Source organism: Vibrio sp. 10N.222.55.C7, from assembly GCF_041473335.1.
Lineage (GTDB): Bacteria > Pseudomonadota > Gammaproteobacteria > Enterobacterales > Vibrionaceae > Vibrio > Vibrio crassostreae_C.
In genome coordinates, this window is record NZ_JBFRSC010000068.1 from 64,920 (window position 1) to 83,964 (window position 19,045).

Genomic DNA, 19,045 nt, shown 5'->3' on the forward strand with positions numbered 1-19,045 from the left:
CAGAACCATGAGTGATAAGCAAAGCGATACCAATCAAGATAAAAAACAACCTAAGCGCCTGTCTAATAAACGATCGACCAAAAAGCTGACGGGCTACTTGGTGTTGAGCGTGGTTGCGATGTTTTGCTTCGGTTTCGCTTTGGTGCCGCTCTACGATGTCATGTGTGAGGCCTTAGGCATCAATGGCAAAACTAATACTGTTTCAGCGGTGCAACCTCAGGGAATGCAGCCAGACTACTCTCGTACGGTTCGAGTCGAATTCATGTCCCACATCAAGCCAGATATGCCATGGCAGTTTTCGCCTGAAGTTCGAGTGTTAGAGGTTCATCCTGGTGAGGTGGTTCAAACTAACTACATTGCCAAAAACCTTTCTGGAGCCTCATTGGTTGGCCAAGCCGTACCGTCGGTTTCTCCAGGTATGGGGGCAACCTACTTCAATAAGATGGAATGCTTTTGCTTTAATCAGCAGCCATTGGACGGGCACAAGAGCGCAGAAATGGGTTTGATATTTTACATTGAGCCAGATATTCCAGAATCGATACATACGCTGACGCTCTCTTACACATTATTCAATATCACGAATGAGGTGGGTGCTGCGGCCAATAAATCTGAGCCTAACGTACTCGCAAGTAACTAGGAATTTACAGAACCAGTATCAACATAAGGAGTTGAGCGATGAGTTCTAAAAAGGAAGTTTATTTCGTTCCACATCAAAGCCACTGGCCATTGGTGGGTGCTGTAGCACTGTTTTTGGTCGCGGTTGGCGCTGGCTTGACGGTGCAAAACATGGGTACCGACGCCGCAGGTGGTGTGTTTGGCAAAGCGGTGTTGTTAGTCGGGTTTGCTGTGCTGCTTTACATGCTCGCAGGTTGGTTTAGCAATGTGATCACAGAATCATTGAGTGGTCTCTATTCTGAGCAGATTTCTCGTTCTTTTAGACAAGGAATGAGTTGGTTCATCTTTTCCGAAATCATGTTCTTTGGCGCTTTCTTTGGCGCGCTTTTCTATGCTCGAATGATTTCTGTGCCTTGGATTGGTGGTGCGGGCAATAATGAAATGACCCATGAAGTATTGTGGCCGATGTTCCAATCAATTTGGCCACTAACGACGACCCCTGATGGCGTAACGACACAAGCCATGCCTTGGCAAGGTATCCCGCTTAAGAACACCATTATTCTGCTGCTTTCCTCTGTGACGCTGCACATGGCACATATCAGTCTTGAACAAAATAAGCGTATGGCTTTGATCGTGTGGTTGGAGATAACCATTGTTCTGGCTGGCTTCTTCCTGTTCTTCCAAGTTGAAGAGTATCTTCACGCTTATCAAGAGATGGGGCTGACACTTCAGTCTGGCATCTACGGTAATACCTTCTTTTTGCTGACTGGGTTTCATGGCTTACATGTCTGTTTAGGGACGATCTTTTTGATTGTGTTGCTGGCAAGGGTTGCGAAAGACCACTTCACTCCGAAAGACCACTTTGCGTTCCAAGCGGGCAGTTGGTATTGGCACTTTGTTGATGTGGTTTGGTTGGGCCTGTTTGTGTTTGTTTATGTACTTTAACGATTGAGCCTATCGGGGATTAATAGGGGCGAGGGTTGGGAGTTATCACTCCTGATCCCAGAGCAAGTAATAAAAGTAGCACGACAACGGCTGACCACATGACACGACGCCCCAAGAAGTAACTGAGTCTTTTTCCATTGTGTTTGCCCGAGGCGATTTGGATTAGGCCTTTCATCAAATTGAAAGCGATAAAAAACAGCAAAGCGACCAAGACGACTTTAAATAACAGAACAAAGGTAGATGACGCCATAGTGATAACTCCAAACCGATTGATTGATGATGAACACAAGTTCCGCAGTAAAGGTTTTTGGATAGCGGTTGTTTTAACTGTGGTTTCAGTCGGCGCTTTAATCAAGTTAGGTTTGTGGCAACTCGATCGTGGTAACGAGAAATTACGTTATGAACAGCAATTAGCTGAGAGAGCACATCTCTCGTCACAACCTTTAGGTGTCGTTATTTCTGAGTTGCGAGAGCTGGATTTATCTGGTCAAGAGTCATTAAATCCTCAAACCCTAAACGGGTTAAAGGCTGATGTTGAATTAGTCAATACGAGCGGCTTGATGCTCTTGTTAGACAACCAGATAAGCCAAGGAACGGTAGGGTATGTGATTTACATGTTGGGTGAGGTTCGCTTTGAAGATGGAAACCAGTCCTTAGTGGCTGAAAAACAGTTGTTGATCGATCTTGGGTTTGTTCCGGCAAGTAATGACAGAAGAGAACTACCGCAATTAGGAAGTATCACTGTACCAACCAAAATGTCAGGGCGCTTGTATACACGCTCAATTAATCCTTTAAGTCATGAGTTGGGTTTAGAAAATACGACACCGAATAGAATCCAAAACCTAAACATAGCAGCGTTATCACAGTATACAGGAAAAGAAGTGCTGCCCTTTGTCTTCCAACCTCAGAGTTTAGATTCATGGCCCTATGAAATGTTATGGCGTCCAACGGCGATGAGGTCTGAGAAGCATTTTGGTTACTCATTTCAATGGTTTGTTATGGCTGCGGTACTTTTGTTTTTGATGTTGTTGATTGGCTATCAGTACCTAAAAGCAACACCTATCACGAGGAATAAGGATGGATAAATCTCAAGCACAAGTGAACAGGGAAATTACCGAGGCAAACATGGCTGAGCTCAGAAGCCGTCGTACTAAAGGACGCTTGGTATTAATCGGACTCGTTTTAATTTTCGCTTTGCCAGCCATTATCGCCAAAACTGTGTTGGATCAGAATTGGTATACGTCAGGTGTCACTAACTCAGGCGAATTGGTAGAACCAAGAATTACACTAGCGGATTTTGGCGTAACGGTACCCATGGCAGGAGAGGGTTGGGTTGTGGGGTATATCGCACCGATGGAGTGCGAAAGCTTGTGTGAACAACAGCTTCATTATTTGAATCAAAGCTACTTAGCGTTAGGGAAAAACAAAGAGCGAGTGACCGCCGTTGTTTTCGTCTCAGAAGGTAACTCGTTGTCGGGTTCGCTCAACAAGCCTGATTTATCTTTGTTAGCTGGTGGTGATCAGTTAAGCACCGAGTTTTCGCCGGCTTCCATTGTCATAATTGACCCACTCGGGCAATTGGTTATGGAATACAAAAGTGTTTCTGATCCTTCGCAGCTAGTCAGCCAATCTAAAGGCATGATTCATGATTTAAGAAAGCTACTCAAGCTGTCACGAGTTGGGTAGTTAATCAGCTTAAGTTGATAAGCTTTAGCAGATTGCGTTAATGCTGAGTGTTGTTAGCGAAAAGGGAATAAGTATAGGGAGATAAACGATGCAGAATAAAGCCCCTGATTTACTCATGCACATGATGAGATTAACTATCTTGTTAACCCTTACCGTGATTGTGCTCGGCGCTTATACCCGTTTGTCTGATGCTGGCCTTGGCTGTCCTGACTGGCCTGGGTGCTATGGAAAGATTACCGTTCCCTCGAATACCCAAGCCGTTAATCAAGCCAATCTACAATTTCCAGAACGAGCTCTCGAAGCAGACAAAGCTTGGATAGAGATGATCCACCGCTACTTTGCAGGAACATTAGGGCTGCTTATCTTTGTCGTTGTTGCTTGGTGTATTAAAAAGAATATAACAGCTGCTGGTCTTCCGTTACTTATCTCTGCAACCGTGATATTTCAGGCTTTGCTTGGAATGTGGACGGTGACTCTCAAGTTGATGCCCGTTGTGGTTATGGCGCATTTGATGGGGGGCTTCACGTTGCTGTCACTGTTGTGTCTGCTCTACTGCCGTTTGTCTCAATTCCAAAACCGTTTTGGTGAGGCTGCCTATTCTTCACCACTTAAAGTCTCGGTACTATTCGGATTACTCATTGTAGTCGGGCAGATACTGCTTGGTGGCTGGACATCGTCTAATTATGCCGCTCTGGTGTGTACCCAATTACCTATCTGCGAAGGGAACTGGACAAGCTATTTAGATTTCAAAAATGCGTTCGATTTTGCTCAACACGGTCATGATAACTATGAGTTTGGCGTGTTGGAATATCCAGCAAGGCTTACCATTCATGTTATGCACAGGTTCGGGGCTATTGTGGCGACGTTAACGGTGCTGATGATCGTGTACCAGCTATGGAAATTTGGCCAAGCGCCTCACCAAAAGCTGAGCGTGATTGTCGCAATAGTGTTGTTTACTCAAATCAGCCTTGGGATCAGTAATGTATGGTTTCACCTGCCAATCTCAGTCGCGGTTTTGCATAACCTAGTCGCAGCGATGTTGCTCATCTGCATGGTTGTAACCAATTTTGTGGTGTGGCAACGCAAACCGAGTGAGAGCTTGGTGAAGAACAGTGTATTACAAGGAGGTAATCATGGTCAGTAGAACGTCAACACAGTATGAAGTGGTGGCTCAAGACGCAGCCTTAACTCATAAGATAACAGCCAATAATGACATAACTTTAAGTAACGAAAAGGCTGAAAAAAACAAAGCCACTTGGAAAGTTTATTTAACGCTGACTAAGCCTAAAGTGGTGGCTTTGATGTTGCTGACAGCATTGGTTGGGATGTGTTTGGCCGTGCCGAATGGATTGCCTTTGCAACAAACTCTGTTCGGAATGATTGGGATAGGGTTAATGGCAGGTTCAGCGGCTGCGTTTAACCATTTGATCGATAAAAAGATCGACGGCCAGATGACTCGAACAAATCGACGCCCTTTACCATCCGGTGAGCTGAGTAGTGTGCGTGTGCTTAGCTTTGCAGCAGTTATCGGCTTATTTGGGTTCGCTACGTTAGTGGTGTGGGTCAATCAACTCACGGCTTGGCTAACCTTTGCAAGTTTATTGGGCTATGCGGTCATCTATACCATGTACTTGAAGCGAGCGACGCCACAGAACATCGTAATTGCAGGGATAGCTGGCGCAATGCCTCCGCTATTGGGCTGGACGGCGGTTACCAATGAACTGCACTCAAATGCTTGGTTGTTGGTGATGATCATCTTTATTTGGACGCCTCCGCACTTCTGGGCGTTGGCAATTCATCGTCGTGATGAGTATGCCAAAGTGAATATCCCCATGCTGCCTGTGACCCATGGTATTGCTTACACCAAAACATCTATTTTGCTCTATACCTTGTTGCTTAGCATCGTATGTATATTGCCTGTGTTGGTTGGCATGAGCAGTTGGATATATCTGAGCGCTTCATTGGTGCTCAACGGCGGGTTTGTTTATCACGCTTGGATACTTAAATATCGTGATGAGCCCAATATGGCGATGAAGACCTTTAAGTTCTCCATCTATCATCTCATGATCTTGTTTGTTGCTTTGTTGGCGGATCATTATTTGCTCTGATAGCTCTGTACAGATTAAACAAGGTTATCCCCATATCAAAACCAAACCTTTGGTTTCCACTAACCGAACCCTGACACGCCATGTATGAAAAACCGGACAATTGATTGGTATGAATTATATAAAGGAGCCGGTATGGAATTCACAGAACTAGACAGAGACGCGTTGTATCAAACGTGGATGTCACAAAAATCGAGAATGCGAATTACGCAGATGGAGTTTTCAAAAAAGCTAGGCATGAACCAGCTTGATTTCTCAAGAGTGCTAAGAGGGGAGACGCCATTAACCATGTCTTTCATTAGTCATTTTTGTCGTTTACTTCATTTGGAACCAAGGAATGTATTCCCCTCGCTAAAAGAGGGCAATGAATCGGGGCCTAAAGTGGTCTACCTGAAAAGTAGAATGAGTGTTGATGGTGAGATCCAAAATGCTTATATTGAAGGAAATCAGGTAATTGTAGAGTACGCACACACTGTTCAACATGATTAATTTTAGAGTTAGCTCTGATTTTTAACCCCCTTTTTCTACAACCTTTTCACATAGGGTATGTCATACTTAATTAGATTCCTTAATTTTGACTAAGTGCGTTATGAACCCTTTAAAAGTCCTTTTGCTTGTTGCAACCAGCATTTTCTTGCTTGGTTGTGCAGGCGGCCCAATTAGAACCGCTACTAAATTTACCAGCTACGAAGATTTTCAGGCTGGGCCTGACGGAGGCGTCGACTTGGTTTGGGCAAGGGTTGGGCTACGTGACGCGCAGCGTTTGAAATCCAAGTTAGATGACTACGATTCTGTAGTGATCGACCAAATTTTTGTTTTAACAGAAGAAGGTTCGTTGGATCAGGAAGAGATTCAGGAACTCACTGAGCACATGGTTGCGCGCTTGGAAGATAAAATATCGCCTCATAAAACGATTGTCGATGAACCGACAGGAAAAACGCTCCGCTTGAGTATCGCTCTGAGTAACGTTGAAACGCCCAATCCGATCTTAGCTGTAACGAGCAGCGTTCTGCCGTTTGGCCTTGCGATGTCAACCATATCTAAGGTCACGACTGGTGAGCACACCAATGTTGGGAGTGCGAGTGTAGAGTTATTGGTCAGTGATGCTCAAGAGGGCACACCACTGTTTGCAGCCATCGACCGTGAAGCGGGTAACAAAGATTTTTCAACCATGATTGATTCGCTGGATGATGCCAAAGACGCGATCAACTATTGGGTTGAACGTTTAGGTGATACTCTACACAACATAGATGACGCATAGTAAAGACCGAATAATGCTAGAGAAAGAGAACCTGATTAAGTTGGCTCGAATGCAGATGCCATTTGGAAAGTACGCGGGTCGTACACTGATTGACTTACCTGAAGAATATTTGCTGTGGTTTGATAAAAAGGGATTCCCGTCTGGTGAACTCGGCGATTTATTGAAACTGTGCCTTGCTCTGAAAATTGAAGGGCTTGATAGTGTCGTCAAGCCATTGAAAAGAATGTAATTAAATAAAAGCTCACGCTGATCACGTGAGCTTTTTTGTTTTTGAGTTCGACACAATTTTACATGCATGATGTAGCTTGAATAATGGCTCTTCTTACCTTGCTATAAAATACGCAATCGATAGCGTGTAAATAATGGTATACAGGGTGTTTTAAATATAAAACACAAAAAAAATTGCGTTTATTTTTAATTAGTGATTGAAACTAGAGTTTTTACTAGTTAAGTTACAGGGAACAAGAAGATTAGTGCTGATAGAAAGTGACGTGAGACAACGTACATTCAGCTCAAGGATAGAAAAAAGGAAGAAGTAAGCAATGTTCCAGACTGATGATGTAAGAATTAACAAAGTAAAAGAGTTATTACCCCCTGTTGCTGTTTTAGAAAAGTTTCCAGCGACAGAAGTTGCTTCTTCTACAACCTTTGAAAGCCGCAAAGCGATCCACAATATTTTAGAAGAGAGCGATGATCGCTTGCTTGTTATTGTCGGCCCATGTTCTATTCATGACACAGAAGCTGCTCTTGAGTACGGTAAACGTTTGAAAGTGTTGCGCGACGAACTTGGTGATAACCTTGAAATCGTAATGCGTGTTTACTTTGAAAAACCACGTACAACTGTTGGTTGGAAAGGTCTAATAAATGACCCGTACATGAACGATACGTTCAAGCTAAATGATGGCCTTCGTCTAGGACGTAAGCTACTGCTGGACCTAACTGACATGGGCATGCCAACGGCAAGCGAATTCCTAGACATGATCACGCCTCAATACGTTGCTGACCTAATCAGCTGGGGTGCAATCGGCGCACGTACTACAGAATCTCAAGTTCACCGCGAACTGGCTTCTGGCCTATCTTGCCCAGTTGGATTTAAGAATGGTACTGATGGCAACATCAAGATTGCAACAGATGCTATTCGCTCTGCTAGCGCTTCTCACCACTTCTTATCAGTAACTAAGTACGGTCACTCAGCTATCGTTGAAACAGCAGGTAACCCTGATTGTCATATCATCCTACGTGGTGGCAAAGAGCCAAATTACAGCGCAGAACACGTTGGTAAGATTAAAGAAGAGCTAGCAGCTTCTGGTCTTCCACAAAAAGTGATGATCGATTTCAGCCACGCAAACAGCTCTAAGCAGTTTAAGCGTCAAATGAACGTATCTGATGACGTAAGCGCACAAATTTCTGGTGGCGACAAAGCTATCTTTGGTGTGATGATTGAATCTCATCTTGTTGAAGGTCGCCAAGACCTGGTTGAGGGCAAAGCTGCAACGTACGGCCAATCTGTTACTGATGCGTGTATTGGTTGGGAAGACACTGAAACAGTACTTCGCCAGCTGGCAGACGCTGTTGAAGCTCGTCGTAACAAATAGACTAATTACAGTCAGCGATTAAGCTACTGAAAATTCAAAGCCCTTAGTTAGCAACAGCTAATAAGGGCTTTTTTGTGGATCTTAGTTGAAAACTGGAAGTGTCTGTATTCTTAAATGAGAAAAGACAGTAACTCGTCGACTTTAAGTGACAGTAAAGCTTTATCTTGTTTGGTTTCAACGTTAAGGCGTATTAATGGCTCGGTATTGGACTTTCTTAAGTTGAAGCGCCATGAGCCCATATTCATGCTGATTCCGTCTGTGTGATCGATCTCAACGGCATGATCTTGGTAGTGCGATAACACGCAAGCCATGACCTGCTCTGGGTCTGAGACTCTTCGATTGATCTCCCCGGAAGAGGGGAATCTATCTATACTAGTACTCGTTAATTGGTGAAGAGATTGTTGAGTTTTCGACATCAGCTCGATAACCAATAGCCAAGGAATCATGCCTGAATCGCAATATCCAAAATCACGAAAATAATGGTGTGCGCTCATTTCGCCCCCATAGACGGCATTCGTTTCACGCATCTTCTCTTTGATCAGTGCGTGTCCTGCTTTAATTCCAATCGCTTTTCCACCATGCGTTTTTGCGATTTCAATTGTGTTCCAGGTCATGCGCATATCGTGCAATACAGTCGTGTTAGGCTGTTTGACCAAGAATGCTTCAGCAAGCAACCCTACAATGAAATAACCCTCGATGTAATCGCCTTGCTCATCAAAGAAAAAGCATCGGTCGAAGTCTCCATCCCAAGCAATTCCAAGGTTGGCAGAATGCTCTAAAACGGCATCTCGAGTGGCTGCTTGGTTCTCTCTAATCAAAGGGTTTGGAATACCATTTGGGAAGTTTCCATCAGGGTTATGATGAACTTTGATGAAGGTGATAGGGACACCGAGTTCGTTAAATTTATTATCTAAAGCATCAATGATATGTCCTGCAACACCGTTCCCAGCATTAACCACAATCTTCATCGGTGACAGCTTTGATGGGGTTATGTACGAGAGTAGGTGCTCGACGTACGGAGCAAGAATACTGTTCGATCTACTAGAGTTACTTGGTTGTGCATGAACGAACGGTAAATTGCAGTTCAGCTCTTGATTAAGTTCTTCAATGCGTCGTTTGATTTCATCTAAACCACTGTTTTTACTGATAGGGCTAGCGTCTACACCGACCATTTTCATGCCGTTGTAATTGATTGGGTTGTGGCTGGCTGTGATTTGTATTCCGCCAATCGCTTTTAGGTAACGAGTCGCAAAGTAGACCTCTTCAGTGCCAGTCATACCTAGATCAATGACGGTAATCCCTGACTCGATTAAGCCTTTGGTCATGGCTTCTTGTAATGACAGGGAGGTTTTGCGGTTATCACGACCAATCACTACCTGCGCCAAACCATCGAGTGAGGTTTCAGGCTTAGCGGATAGGACGTATTCGCCAAATGCCTTACCGAGCAGGTAGGCGAGTGGCTCATTGATTTGTTTACCAATGACGCCGCGGATATCGTTGTTCTTAAAGCAGTTTAGGTCTAATGTTGGTTTCATCGATTTGTCGCTGCTTTATTTCGTTTGGTTGTGCTTTGATGAGTGGACTTGTTGCTTGCGCACGTCTCGCCCATAACTGTCTTGATATCGAATGATGTCGCCTTCACTTAAATGACTGCCTGTTTGTACTTCAATCATCTCGAGTGGGAGATCCCCTGGGTTCTCTAGGCTGTGAATATGACCTAAAGGGATGTAAGTGGATTGATCTTCTTCAACCAGATAGGTTTTCTCATTGTTGGTCACTTTCGCAGTACCCGCCACGACTACCCAATGTTCCGCTCTATGGTGGTGCATTTGTAACGACAACTTGTGACCGGGTTTAACGGTGATACGTTTAACTTTGTCGCGCTTGCCTAGGTCGATAACATCGTATTTACCCCAAGGTCTAAACACCTCACGATGATGCACATGTTCTGTGCGACCCGCTTGATTTAGTTGACTGACAATCGATTTAACACCCTGAACCTTGTCTTTATTTGCAACCAATATAGCGTCTTTGGTTTCGACAATAATCAGGTTGTCGACACCTACCGTCGCAACTAGCTTATTTTCAGCATGGATGTAGTTGTGTTGAGAGTCGACGGTTAACACATCACCTTCAATGACGTTATTGTGCTGATCTTTTTCGCTTACATCCCAGATCGCGGACCATGAGCCAATATCGTTCCAGCCGACATCCATCGGGATCACCGCGGCGTGCGAGGTCTTTTCCATCACGGCGTAATCGATTGAATCACTTGGACTGCTTTTGAATGCTTCAGCGTCTATACGGATAAAGTCGAGGTCGGTATTTTGCGTTGCAAGAGCGAGTTTACAAGCCGCTACTATCTCAGGGTGGTGTTCGGCGAGTTCTTCAACATAGCGTGATGCCTTAAACATGAACATGCCACTGTTCCATAAGTATTGTTCTGAGCGGATGTACTCTTCTGCTGTTGCTGTGTCTGGCTTTTCTACAAAGCATTCTATGGCGAAGGCGTGATTGATTGGCTGCTCTGTTCCATTAGTATCAGTTTGAGCACTGGAGGAAAGAGGCTCTCCCTGCTTGATATAGCCATAGCCAGTCTCTGGGGAGCTAGGTGTTATACCGAATGTCACCAGCTTGCCTTGTTTTGCGTAATCAACACCACGGTTAATCGATTGTTGGAATTCAGAGGTTTTAGCGATGTGATGGTCGGCAGCAAGCACTAATAAGATTGGGTCAGCCGTTTCTCCTTTAGTGCCATGAGACTTGGTCAAAGCTTGCAAGGCTGCAAGTGCGATGGCTGGCGCAGTATTTCTACCGACAGGTTCTAACAAAATGCCACTGTGCAGGACGTTAGCTGAGCGAATTTGTTCAGCGGCGATAAAACGATGCTCTTCATTACAGATAATGAATGGCGCATCGCAGCTGCTATCCGCTAGGTGTGCGTCGATACCTTGCAGGCGTTGAAGTGTTTGCTGAAGCATCGATTGTTCGCCAGCAATATTCAGGAATTGCTTAGGATAGAGCTCTCGAGACAGTGGCCAGAGGCGGCTTCCAGAGCCGCCAGCTAGGATGACAGGTAAAATCATAGAGTGGTAATTGTGTGCATTAGAATACTGCCATCATATTACCACGCTTCACGCTTATTACTTATCGATAACCAAGAAGGATGTTGACTATCGATGACCTTCTGTAGGGGAGTTCAACATATCTTTGGGATCGCTAACATTCTGATTATCGCCTAGGCTTTGAACGCTGTTATGACCTTGAACATTAGAAAAATCTTGAGGGTCAATCTTGAGTGTCTGTGTTGGGAACGCGATGTCTGCATTGTGTTTATGAATAATCGCCAGAACCTGTAACAGAACGTCTTGCTTCACTTTGTGGTACCTGATCCAGTTGACCGTTTTTGTGAAGGTATAGATAAAGAAGTTCAGCGTTGATGGCCCAAATTTGTCAAAGTTAACGATCAACGTCTGTTTGGCATCAATATCTGGGTGGGCCTCGAGCATGGTTCTTACATCATCAACAATGAGCGCCAATTTGTCTGCATCTTGATAACGAAGACCAAAGGTTTCATTGATTCTACGATTCAACATTCTCGATGGGTTCTCTACCACAATACTACTGAACACCGAATTTGGAACGTACAAAGGACGCTTATCAAAAGTGCGGATAATCGTCATGCGCCAGCCAATGCGTTCGACAGTACCTTCGATTTGACGATCGGGAGAGCGTATCCAATCACCGACTTTAAAAGGGCGGTCGAAGTAAATCATCATGCCACCGAAGAAGTTCGACAGTAGATCTTTAGCGGCTAAACCGACGATTAAACCACCGACACCACCAAAGGTAAGCAAACCCGATAGGCTCAGCCCAAACGCCTGCATGATGGTTAAGCCACCCATCACCATAAAGAACAGTCGAGCCACCTTTGCGATAGCCTGTACTGTGGTTTCGTCTCTGGTTTTTTGCTCTAAGACATACTCTTCAGAGTTACTGATCATTCGCAGCGTAAACCAAACAAACGTAGATATGATCAGTATGTGTTTAAGTGTTCTTAGCCAGTTGATTTCATTACCAAACTGGTCTTGAAGAATCAAGCCAACAGACACGGTAGCAGGCCAGCACCAAAGCAACGTACTGACAGGTGTTTTTAAGGCCTCTAGCAGTAGGTCATCCCAATGAAATTGGGTTTTTTTGACCAAGATTTCCAGGCGATTATGGACAATTCGCCAAGCGACCCAAGCGAAAAAACTCGCAATAGTGATGAATAGGACGCTATTTGCCCAATCGCTATGGCTCTGGTTGATGTAGGTTTGTACTTGGGTTATGAATTCATTCATTGTGTGTACTGCCGCAGAAATTATGGGTTAGAAATTAGCAGAAATCACTTTTGTTCTCTACCTTTATAAATCAATCGATTAGCTGACAATTGTATCTCTATATGGATATATAGTCGTTTTTTTGTATGAAGACAATTTTGTTATTTGTTTTCGATGCTACGTAGCTTTGTAAGTGGAGTAATAAATGAGTGACAAACAATATGCAGTTATCGGCTTAGGGCGTTTTGGGTTATCTGTATGCAAAGAGCTACAAAGTTCAGGGGCGCAGGTGCTCGCTGTCGATATTGATGAAGAGCGAGTGAAAGAAGCGGCTAATTTTGTTTCACAAGCGATTGTTGCGAACTGTACGAGCGAAGAGACAGTTAAAGAACTAAGGCTGGACGATTACGATATGGTGATGGTGTCGATTGGCTCTGATGTTAACTCCAGTATTCTAACGACGCTAGTGGTAAAAGAATCAGGCGCAAAAGCCGTTTGGGTGAAGGCGAACGATAAGTTTCACGGCAAGATTCTTTCTAAGATTGGTGCCGATCATATCATCATGCCCGAACGAGACATGGGTATTCGCGTTGCGCGTAAAATGTTGGATAGACGCGTTCTTGAGTTTATCGATCTTGGCAGCGGTTTAGCGATGACGGAGATTGTTATTGGTTCTAATTTGTTGGGTAAGAAACTTGGCGACCTTAAGCTGTGTAAAGAAAATGGTGTTGAAGTACTTGGCTTCAAGCGAGGACCGAACCTAACTAAAGCTCCAGAACTGGATGTGAGTTTAGAAATTGGGGATGTGGTGATCATCGCTGGGCCGAAAGAGACCTTATCTAGAAAGCTACGCAATTGGTAATTGGCAATAAGGTAACAGTATGAATTCGTTAAAACGAAAAGGTACTTTCTACACGCTTAAGAGTGATAAAAAGCCACGTAAAGGCTCTGAACCTAAGATTATCCTTACGAGCTTCTTAGGCGTACTTATCCCCTCTGCAATATTGTTGACGATGCCTGTATTCTCTGTGACAGGCCTAAGTTTTACGGATGCACTGTTTACAGCAACCTCGGCGATCAGTGTGACAGGATTAGGTGTTGTCGATACCGGTGAGCATTTCACCTTGGCGGGTAAAATCTTACTGATGTTCTTGATGCAAGTCGGCGGGTTAGGGCAGATGACTCTATCTGCGGTACTGCTTTACATGTTCGGTGTTAGGTTAAGCCTTAAACAACAAGCACTCGCGAAAGAAGCGCTTGGCCAAGATCGTAAGATTAACCTTCGTAAATTGGTTAAGAAGATCATCATCTTTGCATTAGTGGCTGAATTTATCGGTTTTGTATTGCTCTGCTTCCGCTGGGTACCTGAGATGGGATGGTCAACGGGCAGTTTTTATGCTCTATTTCATGCGATATCTGCATTCAATAACGCAGGTTTTGCACTGTTTTCAGACAGTATGATGAGTTTTGTTGATGATCCGCTGGTGATCTTCACCTTAGCTGGCTTGTTTATTTTCGGTGGGCTAGGCTTCACAGTCGTCGGCGACCTATCGAGTAACTGGCGTAAAGGTTTTCGACATCTTCATTTACACACCAAGATTATGCTAACCGCCACTCCGACTCTATTGTTGGTAGGTACGGTATTGTTCTGGCTGCTAGAAAGAAATAACTCAGCAACCATGGAAGGGTTATCGACTCAAGGACAGTGGCTAGCCGCATTTTTTCAGTCGGCAAGTGCTCGTACTGCTGGCTTTAATAGTGTTGATTTGTCTCAATACACTCAGCCTGCATTGTTGGTAATGATTGTACTGATGTTGATTGGTGCTGGTTCTACCTCAACGGGTGGTGGTATTAAGGTTTCGACCTTTGCCGTCGCGTTTGTCGCAACTTGGACCTTCCTGCGTCAGAAAAAACATGTAGTGATGTTTAAGCGAACCGTAACTTGGCAAGCGGTAACAAAGTCATTGGCCATTATTGTGGTAAGTGGGGCGTTATTAACCACCGCGATGTTTTTGTTAATGCTTACTGAAAAGGCAGCGTTTGATCGAGTCATGTTTGAGGTGATTTCTGCCTTTGCAACGGTTGGTTTAACAGCTGGCTTAACCGCAAACCTGACTGAGCCCGGTAAATACATCATGATTGTAGTTATGGTGATTGGACGAATCGGACCTTTGACTTTGGCTTACATGTTAGCTCGCCCTGAGCCTTCGTTGTTGAAATACCCAGAAGATACGGTGTTAACGGGTTAATAAGATTAACAGGCTAAGGTTAACCCTTCTTGTTAGTGCGTTAGAAAAACAAAGCCAGCGAATATGCTGGCTTTGTTTTTTAGAGGTTTATAGTCAGTTTTTGAATTCTTAGCCCTCGAATAATCCCACATATTCTTCGTAGCCTTCGTCTACCAGTTTATCCGCTGGAATAAAGCGCATTGCGGCTGAGTTCATGCAGTAGCGTAAACCTGTTGGCTTTGGACCATCTTTAAATACATGTCCTAGGTGAGAGTCACCAAATTTACTGCGAACCTCTGTTCTCGGGTAAAGCAGCTTGTAGTCAGTAGTCGTTACGACATAAGCCTCGCTGATTGGCTGTGTAAAGCTCGGCCAACCTGTACCTGATTTGTATTTGTCTTTTGAAGAGAACAATGGCTCACCAGTCACGATATCAACGTAAATACCTTCCTCTTTGTTATCCCAGTATTTGTTGTCAAATGGGCGCTCAGTAGCGTCTTCTTGCGTTACATCGTATTGAAGTGCTGTAAGCTTCGCTTTGATCTCTGCATCAGACGGTTTTACGTATGTTTTAGCATTCGCTGTCGCATTCTTACTGTCGATGATCTGACGTAGTGTTTTAGGGTTGTCCTTTCTATCATCACCGAAGATTTTATCTAAATACTGATCACGACCTGAAGCGTAACGATAGTAGTTATAACGAACCTTACTCTTCTTGTAATAATCTTGGTGGTAATCTTCTGCTGGCCAGAACTTCTCAAATTTTATCAGTTCTGTTTTTAGTGGTGCACCAAAGATATTAGCTTTGTCGATCTCCATCATGAAGTTCTGAGCAACATCTTTTTGTGCTTGGTTATGATAGAAAATAGCCGGTCGATAATGACGGCCTCGGTCTACAAAAGAACCTTTGTCATCGGTTGGGTCGATGTGTCGGAAGAATTGGTCAAGAACCTGTTCGTAGCTAACCACATCAGGGTTATAGGTCACGTTGATCACTTCGATGTGACCTGACTTACCCGAAGAGACCTGTTTGTAGGTTGGGTTTTCTAGTTCACCGCCAGAATACCCAGAGATAACGTCGGTGACGCCTGTCAGCTTTTCTAGGTCGGATTCTGTACACCAAAAACAACCACCCGCGAGTGTCGCGATTTCACTATTACCTGAATTAGCTGTTTTATCCATTGTATTGGCAGTGCCAGTCTGGCTTACAAACAGCGAAATCAGTGGTAGCGCAACCACGAGTGATACCAATATTTTAGATAATTTATTCATAGATACCTCATCTTGACGTTCTTCTCATTCGATTTTGAATGTACGAATAGAGACAGGTTTTAGATGGAAAAAATTGCATCATTCATGAAAAAAATATGTTATCGAGAAAATCTTGCTCATAAATGCCGCCAGTAGTAGGGTGTAGGCATTGATGTAAAATAATAGATAATGATGACGTTTTCGTACATCTAAGGAACAGCATGCAAGCAGAAGTTAAATGGGTCGAAGGTTTTAAATTCTTGGGTCAATCTCAATCAGGCCACTCTATTGTCATGGATGGCAGCGGTGGTGCAACGGCGCCAAGCCCGATGGAAATGGTTCTTATGGCCGCTGGTGGTTGTAGCTCTGTTGATGTCGTCGATGGATTGAAATCTGCTGGTCAAAGCATTACAGGCTGTAACGCGAAACTTGAAACGACACGTCGTGAAACCGCGCCAAAAATCTTTACTGCGATTAACATTCACTTTGAAGTTTCAGGTGACAACCTTGATCCTAAGTTGGTTGCAAAAGTATGCGCTGATTCATTGGAAAAGTACTGTTCAGTGTGCCTAATGCTAGGTGCAGGCGTAGAAATGACGCACAGCTGGGAAATCGTCTAGTCTTCTGGCTGTATAGCTTGGCTTTGAGTCGTTACTTTTCGGCTTATGAGCAAACATAGATAAAGAAAGGGAGGAGCACTTAGCAGTGCTCCTCCCTTGTTATTAAGGAAGTCGTTATTACGTTAGAATACGATTATTCCACTGTTTCAATGATAACTTCTTCAACTTGAACATCTTCTTGGTACTCGAAGCTTGGGATTGTTGCTTCCACACGACGGTTTTGAGCACGACCTTCAGCCGTATCGTTTGATGCGATTGGGTTTTCTTCCCCTTCACCAGAAGCGGTAATGCGATCAGCTTCAATACCTTGCTCTTCGATGTATGCTGCTACTGCTGCCGCACGTTTCTTAGAGATCATCATGTTGTACTCAGCTGCACCTGTTGAATCTGTGTGACCAACAATGTTAACGGTAGACTGAGGGTATGTTTGTAAGACTTCCACAATTGGCTGTATAGCGGCTTTACCTTCGTCTGAAAGTTCTGTGCTGTTAGTCGCAAATGTACCTTGAGAGAAACTCTCAGTTTGCGCTTTGGTAACCACTACCTCCGCTTCCTCTTCAACGACCACAGCTTCTGGCTCTGTGATTGGTTCAGAAGGTGCTTGAGTTACAGCCGCCGCAGAAGCTGCAGCCGCTGATGCGGTTGTATTACCCGTGCCGAAATTGTAGCTAAGACCTACTGTGACAAGGTTGGAGTTTAGGTCTTGGATGATCTTATCGTCAAAATCATCGAAGTATTGGTATTCCACTCTCAGCGCCCAATCGTCTGAAAGCTGTTTCTCGGCACCGATACCTAAGGCTAAAACAACGTCGTCTTCGTCATCGTGCATGATGTAAGCAGGACCTGCTTTAAAGAAGATATCAAACTCTTGTTTAATCGCTAGTCGATACATTGGGCTTAAAGAAATGGCTACGATAGAATCGCTGTATCTTTGAGTCGCTCCGTTGTTGTTAAAGCTGGTGTCATAATCACCTAAGTAATCTGCATTCAATTCTAGAGCAATGTTATCGGTAAAGTTGTAACCACCGTAAATACCGCCCGCCACTGAATCATCTTCACAATCAATGTTGTCGACACAAGCGCTATCTAGCCAACCCATGCCAACTTTTGCGCCTACGTATGTCGTTGCGGCAATTGATGGAGCAGCAGCGAAACCTGAAGCAGCTATCACAGCACACATGATTTTTGACAATTTTTTCATAATCTTATCCTTGGATTAACTCTTATTGTTATCTGAATGAGCCTTTAAAGCGACGACTTACTGATTGGGACACTGCAACAGTAGATCGTTCAAGGCGTAGATTCAGGTCGAACCTATCTTGGAACTGTTATTACATTGTTAGTACAGTTGCTTATTATGGTCAATGAAATTGTTAAAAATTATATATTTAAGGTGCTATTTACAGAGGTTTTTGTCAATTAATTGCTGTCTCAAATGTTGGAAACGAAGAAACCTCGTATCATTTTTAGGCGATATGAGGTTTCATTTTCATGTGTACGGAATGTTTGGTTGGGTAATCTAGGTGATTACCGTTATGGACGCTCACCCGCCAATAAACGCTTCTCGATATCTGCAATTACGCTAGGTAAGTCTGCAATGGTATCGATTAGGTAGTGTGGGTTTGATTTGTTTAGCTTAACGCTTGCTTTTTCACGTGCAGCTGCAAGTGTTGTCTCGTCTGCATCTAAATATTCTTGATACGTTAAGCCTGCTTCGTTCCCCGATAATACAAGTCCAACTGTCCACATGCCTGCGTTGTGACCCTCATCGATCCCCGGTGCTGCGTCGTCTACTTTTACACACGCAGCAACGCTAGTTACACCTAGATCGATTACGTTTTTCAGTGCCATAAATGGAGCAGGGCGACCACCTTGAGGTAAGTCATCGGTCGCTACCACGTTATCTGGTCGGTAACCGTAATCTGCAGCAGCAGGAATTAAAACATCCATCACTTCACGTGGGTAACCTGAACAAGACCCGATCTTCACGTTCTTCTCTTTTAGGTTATTGACCACTTCTATCGCATTCAAAATAGGTGCTGCGTGATCGGCTACTTTCGCTTTTTGAAGAGGCATGAATGCCGCGTAGATCGCGTCAACGTCTTCACTTGTCATGGAGCGTCCGAACTGAGCCTTCCAACGAGCGTCAACAGCTGGAATTCGACCCACTGCTTGGATGTGGTCCCATTTGCCGATCCCCATAGGTTCACGCGCTTCAGCTAAGTCGATGTCAAAGTCGAAACCTTGTTTGAATGCTTCAACGAAGATGCTAGTTGGAGCAAACGACCCAAAATCAACGATAGTGCCGGCCCAGTCAAAGATAACCGCTTGGATAGGTGATGTCGTGTTCATAATAGTGTCCTATTTTTGTGTCACTCCCAGTTCAAAGTTCTGGGAAACAAATGGTTGTTTAAGGT

The 19,045-nt window shown here is 44.1% G+C and carries 20 protein-coding genes; 13 read left to right on the top strand and 7 right to left on the bottom strand.

All coding sequences use genetic code 11. The annotated features are described in order from the left end of the window. Positions 1-7: 7 nt before the first annotated feature. Both AB4482_RS21340 and AB4482_RS21345 read left to right on the top strand, forming a co-directional pair. Entirely contained in the window at positions 8-637 is a 630-nt protein-coding gene (locus tag AB4482_RS21340) for a cytochrome c oxidase assembly protein (protein WP_372181615.1), read from the top strand. A 38-nt stretch (positions 638-675) separates the two neighbouring features. Beyond that, positions 676-1,560, top strand: a complete 885-nt coding sequence (locus AB4482_RS21345) for a cytochrome c oxidase subunit 3 (protein WP_009845661.1) — start codon at positions 676-678, stop codon at positions 1,558-1,560. A gap of 19 nt (positions 1,561-1,579) precedes the next feature. Here AB4482_RS21345 and AB4482_RS21350 read toward each other — a convergent pair whose 3' ends face one another. After that, on the bottom strand, positions 1,580-1,810 hold the full coding sequence (locus AB4482_RS21350) for a DUF2909 family protein (RefSeq protein ID WP_017066085.1): 231 nt from the start codon (positions 1,808-1,810) through the stop codon (positions 1,580-1,582). Here AB4482_RS21350 and AB4482_RS21355 point away from each other — a divergent pair. The 8 genes from AB4482_RS21355 (at position 1,698) to aroG (ending at position 8,207) form a co-directional block, all read left to right on the top strand. After that, positions 1,698-2,645: an SURF1 family protein gene (locus tag AB4482_RS21355; RefSeq protein ID WP_136982409.1), complete on the top strand. Its 948-nt coding sequence runs from the start codon at positions 1,698-1,700 to the stop codon at positions 2,643-2,645. The two genes, AB4482_RS21350 and AB4482_RS21355, sit on opposite strands and share 113 nt — an antisense overlap. Continuing rightward, positions 2,638-3,246, top strand: coding sequence for a hypothetical protein (locus tag AB4482_RS21360; protein WP_372051145.1), 609 nt, complete (start codon positions 2,638-2,640; stop codon positions 3,244-3,246). Before AB4482_RS21355 ends, AB4482_RS21360 begins: the two co-directional genes overlap by 8 nt. A gap of 88 nt (positions 3,247-3,334) precedes the next feature. After that, on the top strand, positions 3,335-4,390 hold the full coding sequence (locus AB4482_RS21365; RefSeq protein WP_372181616.1) for a heme A synthase: 1,056 nt from the start codon (positions 3,335-3,337) through the stop codon (positions 4,388-4,390). Beyond that, the gene (cyoE, locus tag AB4482_RS21370) at positions 4,380-5,354 is read left to right on the top strand and encodes a heme o synthase (protein ID WP_372181618.1); all 975 of its coding nucleotides are present in this window, start codon (positions 4,380-4,382) and stop codon (positions 5,352-5,354) included. The genes AB4482_RS21365 and cyoE overlap by 11 nt, the downstream gene beginning before the upstream one ends. A 132-nt stretch (positions 5,355-5,486) precedes the next feature. Beyond that, on the top strand, positions 5,487-5,840 hold the full coding sequence (locus tag AB4482_RS21375) for a hypothetical protein (protein ID WP_017061749.1): 354 nt from the start codon (positions 5,487-5,489) through the stop codon (positions 5,838-5,840). 100 nt (positions 5,841-5,940) lie between these two features. Continuing rightward, on the top strand, positions 5,941-6,612 hold the full coding sequence (locus AB4482_RS21380; protein WP_372098249.1) for a DUF3313 domain-containing protein: 672 nt from the start codon (positions 5,941-5,943) through the stop codon (positions 6,610-6,612). Positions 6,613-6,625: 13 nt separating this feature from the next. After that, the gene (locus tag AB4482_RS21385; RefSeq protein WP_004730103.1) at positions 6,626-6,841 is read left to right on the top strand and encodes a DUF3820 family protein; all 216 of its coding nucleotides are present in this window, start codon (positions 6,626-6,628) and stop codon (positions 6,839-6,841) included. Between the two features lie 313 nt (positions 6,842-7,154). After that, entirely contained in the window at positions 7,155-8,207 is a 1,053-nt protein-coding gene (gene aroG / locus AB4482_RS21390; protein WP_017061746.1) for a 3-deoxy-7-phosphoheptulonate synthase AroG, read from the top strand. A 110-nt stretch (positions 8,208-8,317) separates the two neighbouring features. Here aroG and AB4482_RS21395 read toward each other — a convergent pair whose 3' ends face one another. From AB4482_RS21395 to AB4482_RS21405, 3 genes are all read right to left on the bottom strand, one after another. Beyond that, the gene (locus AB4482_RS21395; protein WP_372181619.1) at positions 8,318-9,742 is read right to left on the bottom strand and encodes a phosphomannomutase CpsG; all 1,425 of its coding nucleotides are present in this window, start codon (positions 9,740-9,742) and stop codon (positions 8,318-8,320) included. A gap of 15 nt (positions 9,743-9,757) precedes the next feature. Then, positions 9,758-11,293 carry a mannose-1-phosphate guanylyltransferase/mannose-6-phosphate isomerase gene (locus AB4482_RS21400; RefSeq protein WP_372181620.1) on the bottom strand — a complete coding sequence of 512 codons (1,536 nt, stop codon included), beginning with the start codon at positions 11,291-11,293 and terminating at the stop codon, positions 9,758-9,760. 87 nt (positions 11,294-11,380) lie between these two features. Next, positions 11,381-12,550 carry a mechanosensitive ion channel family protein gene (locus AB4482_RS21405; protein ID WP_017094663.1) on the bottom strand — a complete coding sequence of 390 codons (1,170 nt, stop codon included), beginning with the start codon at positions 12,548-12,550 and terminating at the stop codon, positions 11,381-11,383. A gap of 184 nt (positions 12,551-12,734) precedes the next feature. Between AB4482_RS21405 and AB4482_RS21410 the strand changes: the two genes are divergently transcribed. Next, the gene (locus AB4482_RS21410) at positions 12,735-13,391 is read left to right on the top strand and encodes a TrkA family potassium uptake protein (protein ID WP_372132112.1); all 657 of its coding nucleotides are present in this window, start codon (positions 12,735-12,737) and stop codon (positions 13,389-13,391) included. Between the two features lie 19 nt (positions 13,392-13,410). After that, on the top strand, positions 13,411-14,778 hold the full coding sequence (locus AB4482_RS21415) for a TrkH family potassium uptake protein (protein WP_017065604.1): 1,368 nt from the start codon (positions 13,411-13,413) through the stop codon (positions 14,776-14,778). 108 nt (positions 14,779-14,886) lie between these two features. Here AB4482_RS21415 and msrB read toward each other — a convergent pair whose 3' ends face one another. Further along, on the bottom strand, positions 14,887-16,029 hold the full coding sequence (gene msrB, locus AB4482_RS21420; RefSeq protein WP_372132114.1) for a peptide-methionine (R)-S-oxide reductase MsrB: 1,143 nt from the start codon (positions 16,027-16,029) through the stop codon (positions 14,887-14,889). Positions 16,030-16,229: 200 nt separating this feature from the next. Between msrB and AB4482_RS21425 the strand changes: the two genes are divergently transcribed. Beyond that, a complete protein-coding gene (locus tag AB4482_RS21425) occupies positions 16,230-16,628 on the top strand; it encodes an OsmC family protein (protein WP_371720962.1) in 399 nt (132 codons plus the stop codon). Between the two features lie 133 nt (positions 16,629-16,761). Here AB4482_RS21425 and AB4482_RS21430 read toward each other — a convergent pair whose 3' ends face one another. Both AB4482_RS21430 and phnX read right to left on the bottom strand, forming a co-directional pair. After that, positions 16,762-17,829 (bottom strand): OmpA family protein, encoded by a 1,068-nt coding sequence (locus AB4482_RS21430; RefSeq protein WP_102428795.1) that lies wholly within the window; start codon positions 17,827-17,829, stop codon positions 16,762-16,764. A gap of 332 nt (positions 17,830-18,161) precedes the next feature. Next, positions 18,162-18,980, bottom strand: coding sequence for a phosphonoacetaldehyde hydrolase (phnX, locus tag AB4482_RS21435; RefSeq protein ID WP_372111571.1), 819 nt, complete (start codon positions 18,978-18,980; stop codon positions 18,162-18,164). Positions 18,981-19,045 lie beyond the last annotated feature (65 nt).

Excerpts from the sequence above, each read along its gene's own strand:
- AB4482_RS21340 (WP_372181615.1), top strand. The coding sequence starts at position 8 with ATGAGTGATAAGCAAAGCGATACCAATCAAGATAAAAAACAACCTAAG.
- AB4482_RS21345 (WP_009845661.1), top strand. The coding sequence starts at position 676 with ATGAGTTCTAAAAAGGAAGTTTATTTCGTTCCACATCAAAGCCACTGG.
- AB4482_RS21350 (WP_017066085.1), bottom strand. The coding sequence starts at position 1,810 with ATGGCGTCATCTACCTTTGTTCTGTTATTTAAAGTCGTCTTGGTCGCT.
- AB4482_RS21360 (WP_372051145.1), top strand. The coding sequence starts at position 2,638 with ATGGATAAATCTCAAGCACAAGTGAACAGGGAAATTACCGAGGCAAAC.
- AB4482_RS21365 (WP_372181616.1), top strand. The coding sequence starts at position 3,335 with ATGCAGAATAAAGCCCCTGATTTACTCATGCACATGATGAGATTAACT.
- cyoE (WP_372181618.1), top strand. The coding sequence starts at position 4,380 with ATGGTCAGTAGAACGTCAACACAGTATGAAGTGGTGGCTCAAGACGCA.
- AB4482_RS21375 (WP_017061749.1), top strand. The coding sequence starts at position 5,487 with ATGGAATTCACAGAACTAGACAGAGACGCGTTGTATCAAACGTGGATG.
- AB4482_RS21380 (WP_372098249.1), top strand. The coding sequence starts at position 5,941 with ATGAACCCTTTAAAAGTCCTTTTGCTTGTTGCAACCAGCATTTTCTTG.
- AB4482_RS21385 (WP_004730103.1), top strand. The coding sequence starts at position 6,626 with ATGCTAGAGAAAGAGAACCTGATTAAGTTGGCTCGAATGCAGATGCCA.
- aroG (WP_017061746.1), top strand. The coding sequence starts at position 7,155 with ATGTTCCAGACTGATGATGTAAGAATTAACAAAGTAAAAGAGTTATTA.
- AB4482_RS21395 (WP_372181619.1), bottom strand. The coding sequence starts at position 9,742 with ATGAAACCAACATTAGACCTAAACTGCTTTAAGAACAACGATATCCGC.
- AB4482_RS21400 (WP_372181620.1), bottom strand. The coding sequence starts at position 11,293 with ATGATTTTACCTGTCATCCTAGCTGGCGGCTCTGGAAGCCGCCTCTGG.
- AB4482_RS21405 (WP_017094663.1), bottom strand. The coding sequence starts at position 12,550 with ATGAATGAATTCATAACCCAAGTACAAACCTACATCAACCAGAGCCAT.
- AB4482_RS21410 (WP_372132112.1), top strand. The coding sequence starts at position 12,735 with ATGAGTGACAAACAATATGCAGTTATCGGCTTAGGGCGTTTTGGGTTA.
- AB4482_RS21415 (WP_017065604.1), top strand. The coding sequence starts at position 13,411 with ATGAATTCGTTAAAACGAAAAGGTACTTTCTACACGCTTAAGAGTGAT.
- msrB (WP_372132114.1), bottom strand. The coding sequence starts at position 16,029 with ATGAATAAATTATCTAAAATATTGGTATCACTCGTGGTTGCGCTACCA.
- AB4482_RS21425 (WP_371720962.1), top strand. The coding sequence starts at position 16,230 with ATGCAAGCAGAAGTTAAATGGGTCGAAGGTTTTAAATTCTTGGGTCAA.
- AB4482_RS21430 (WP_102428795.1), bottom strand. The coding sequence starts at position 17,829 with ATGAAAAAATTGTCAAAAATCATGTGTGCTGTGATAGCTGCTTCAGGT.
- phnX (WP_372111571.1), bottom strand. The coding sequence starts at position 18,980 with ATGAACACGACATCACCTATCCAAGCGGTTATCTTTGACTGGGCCGGC.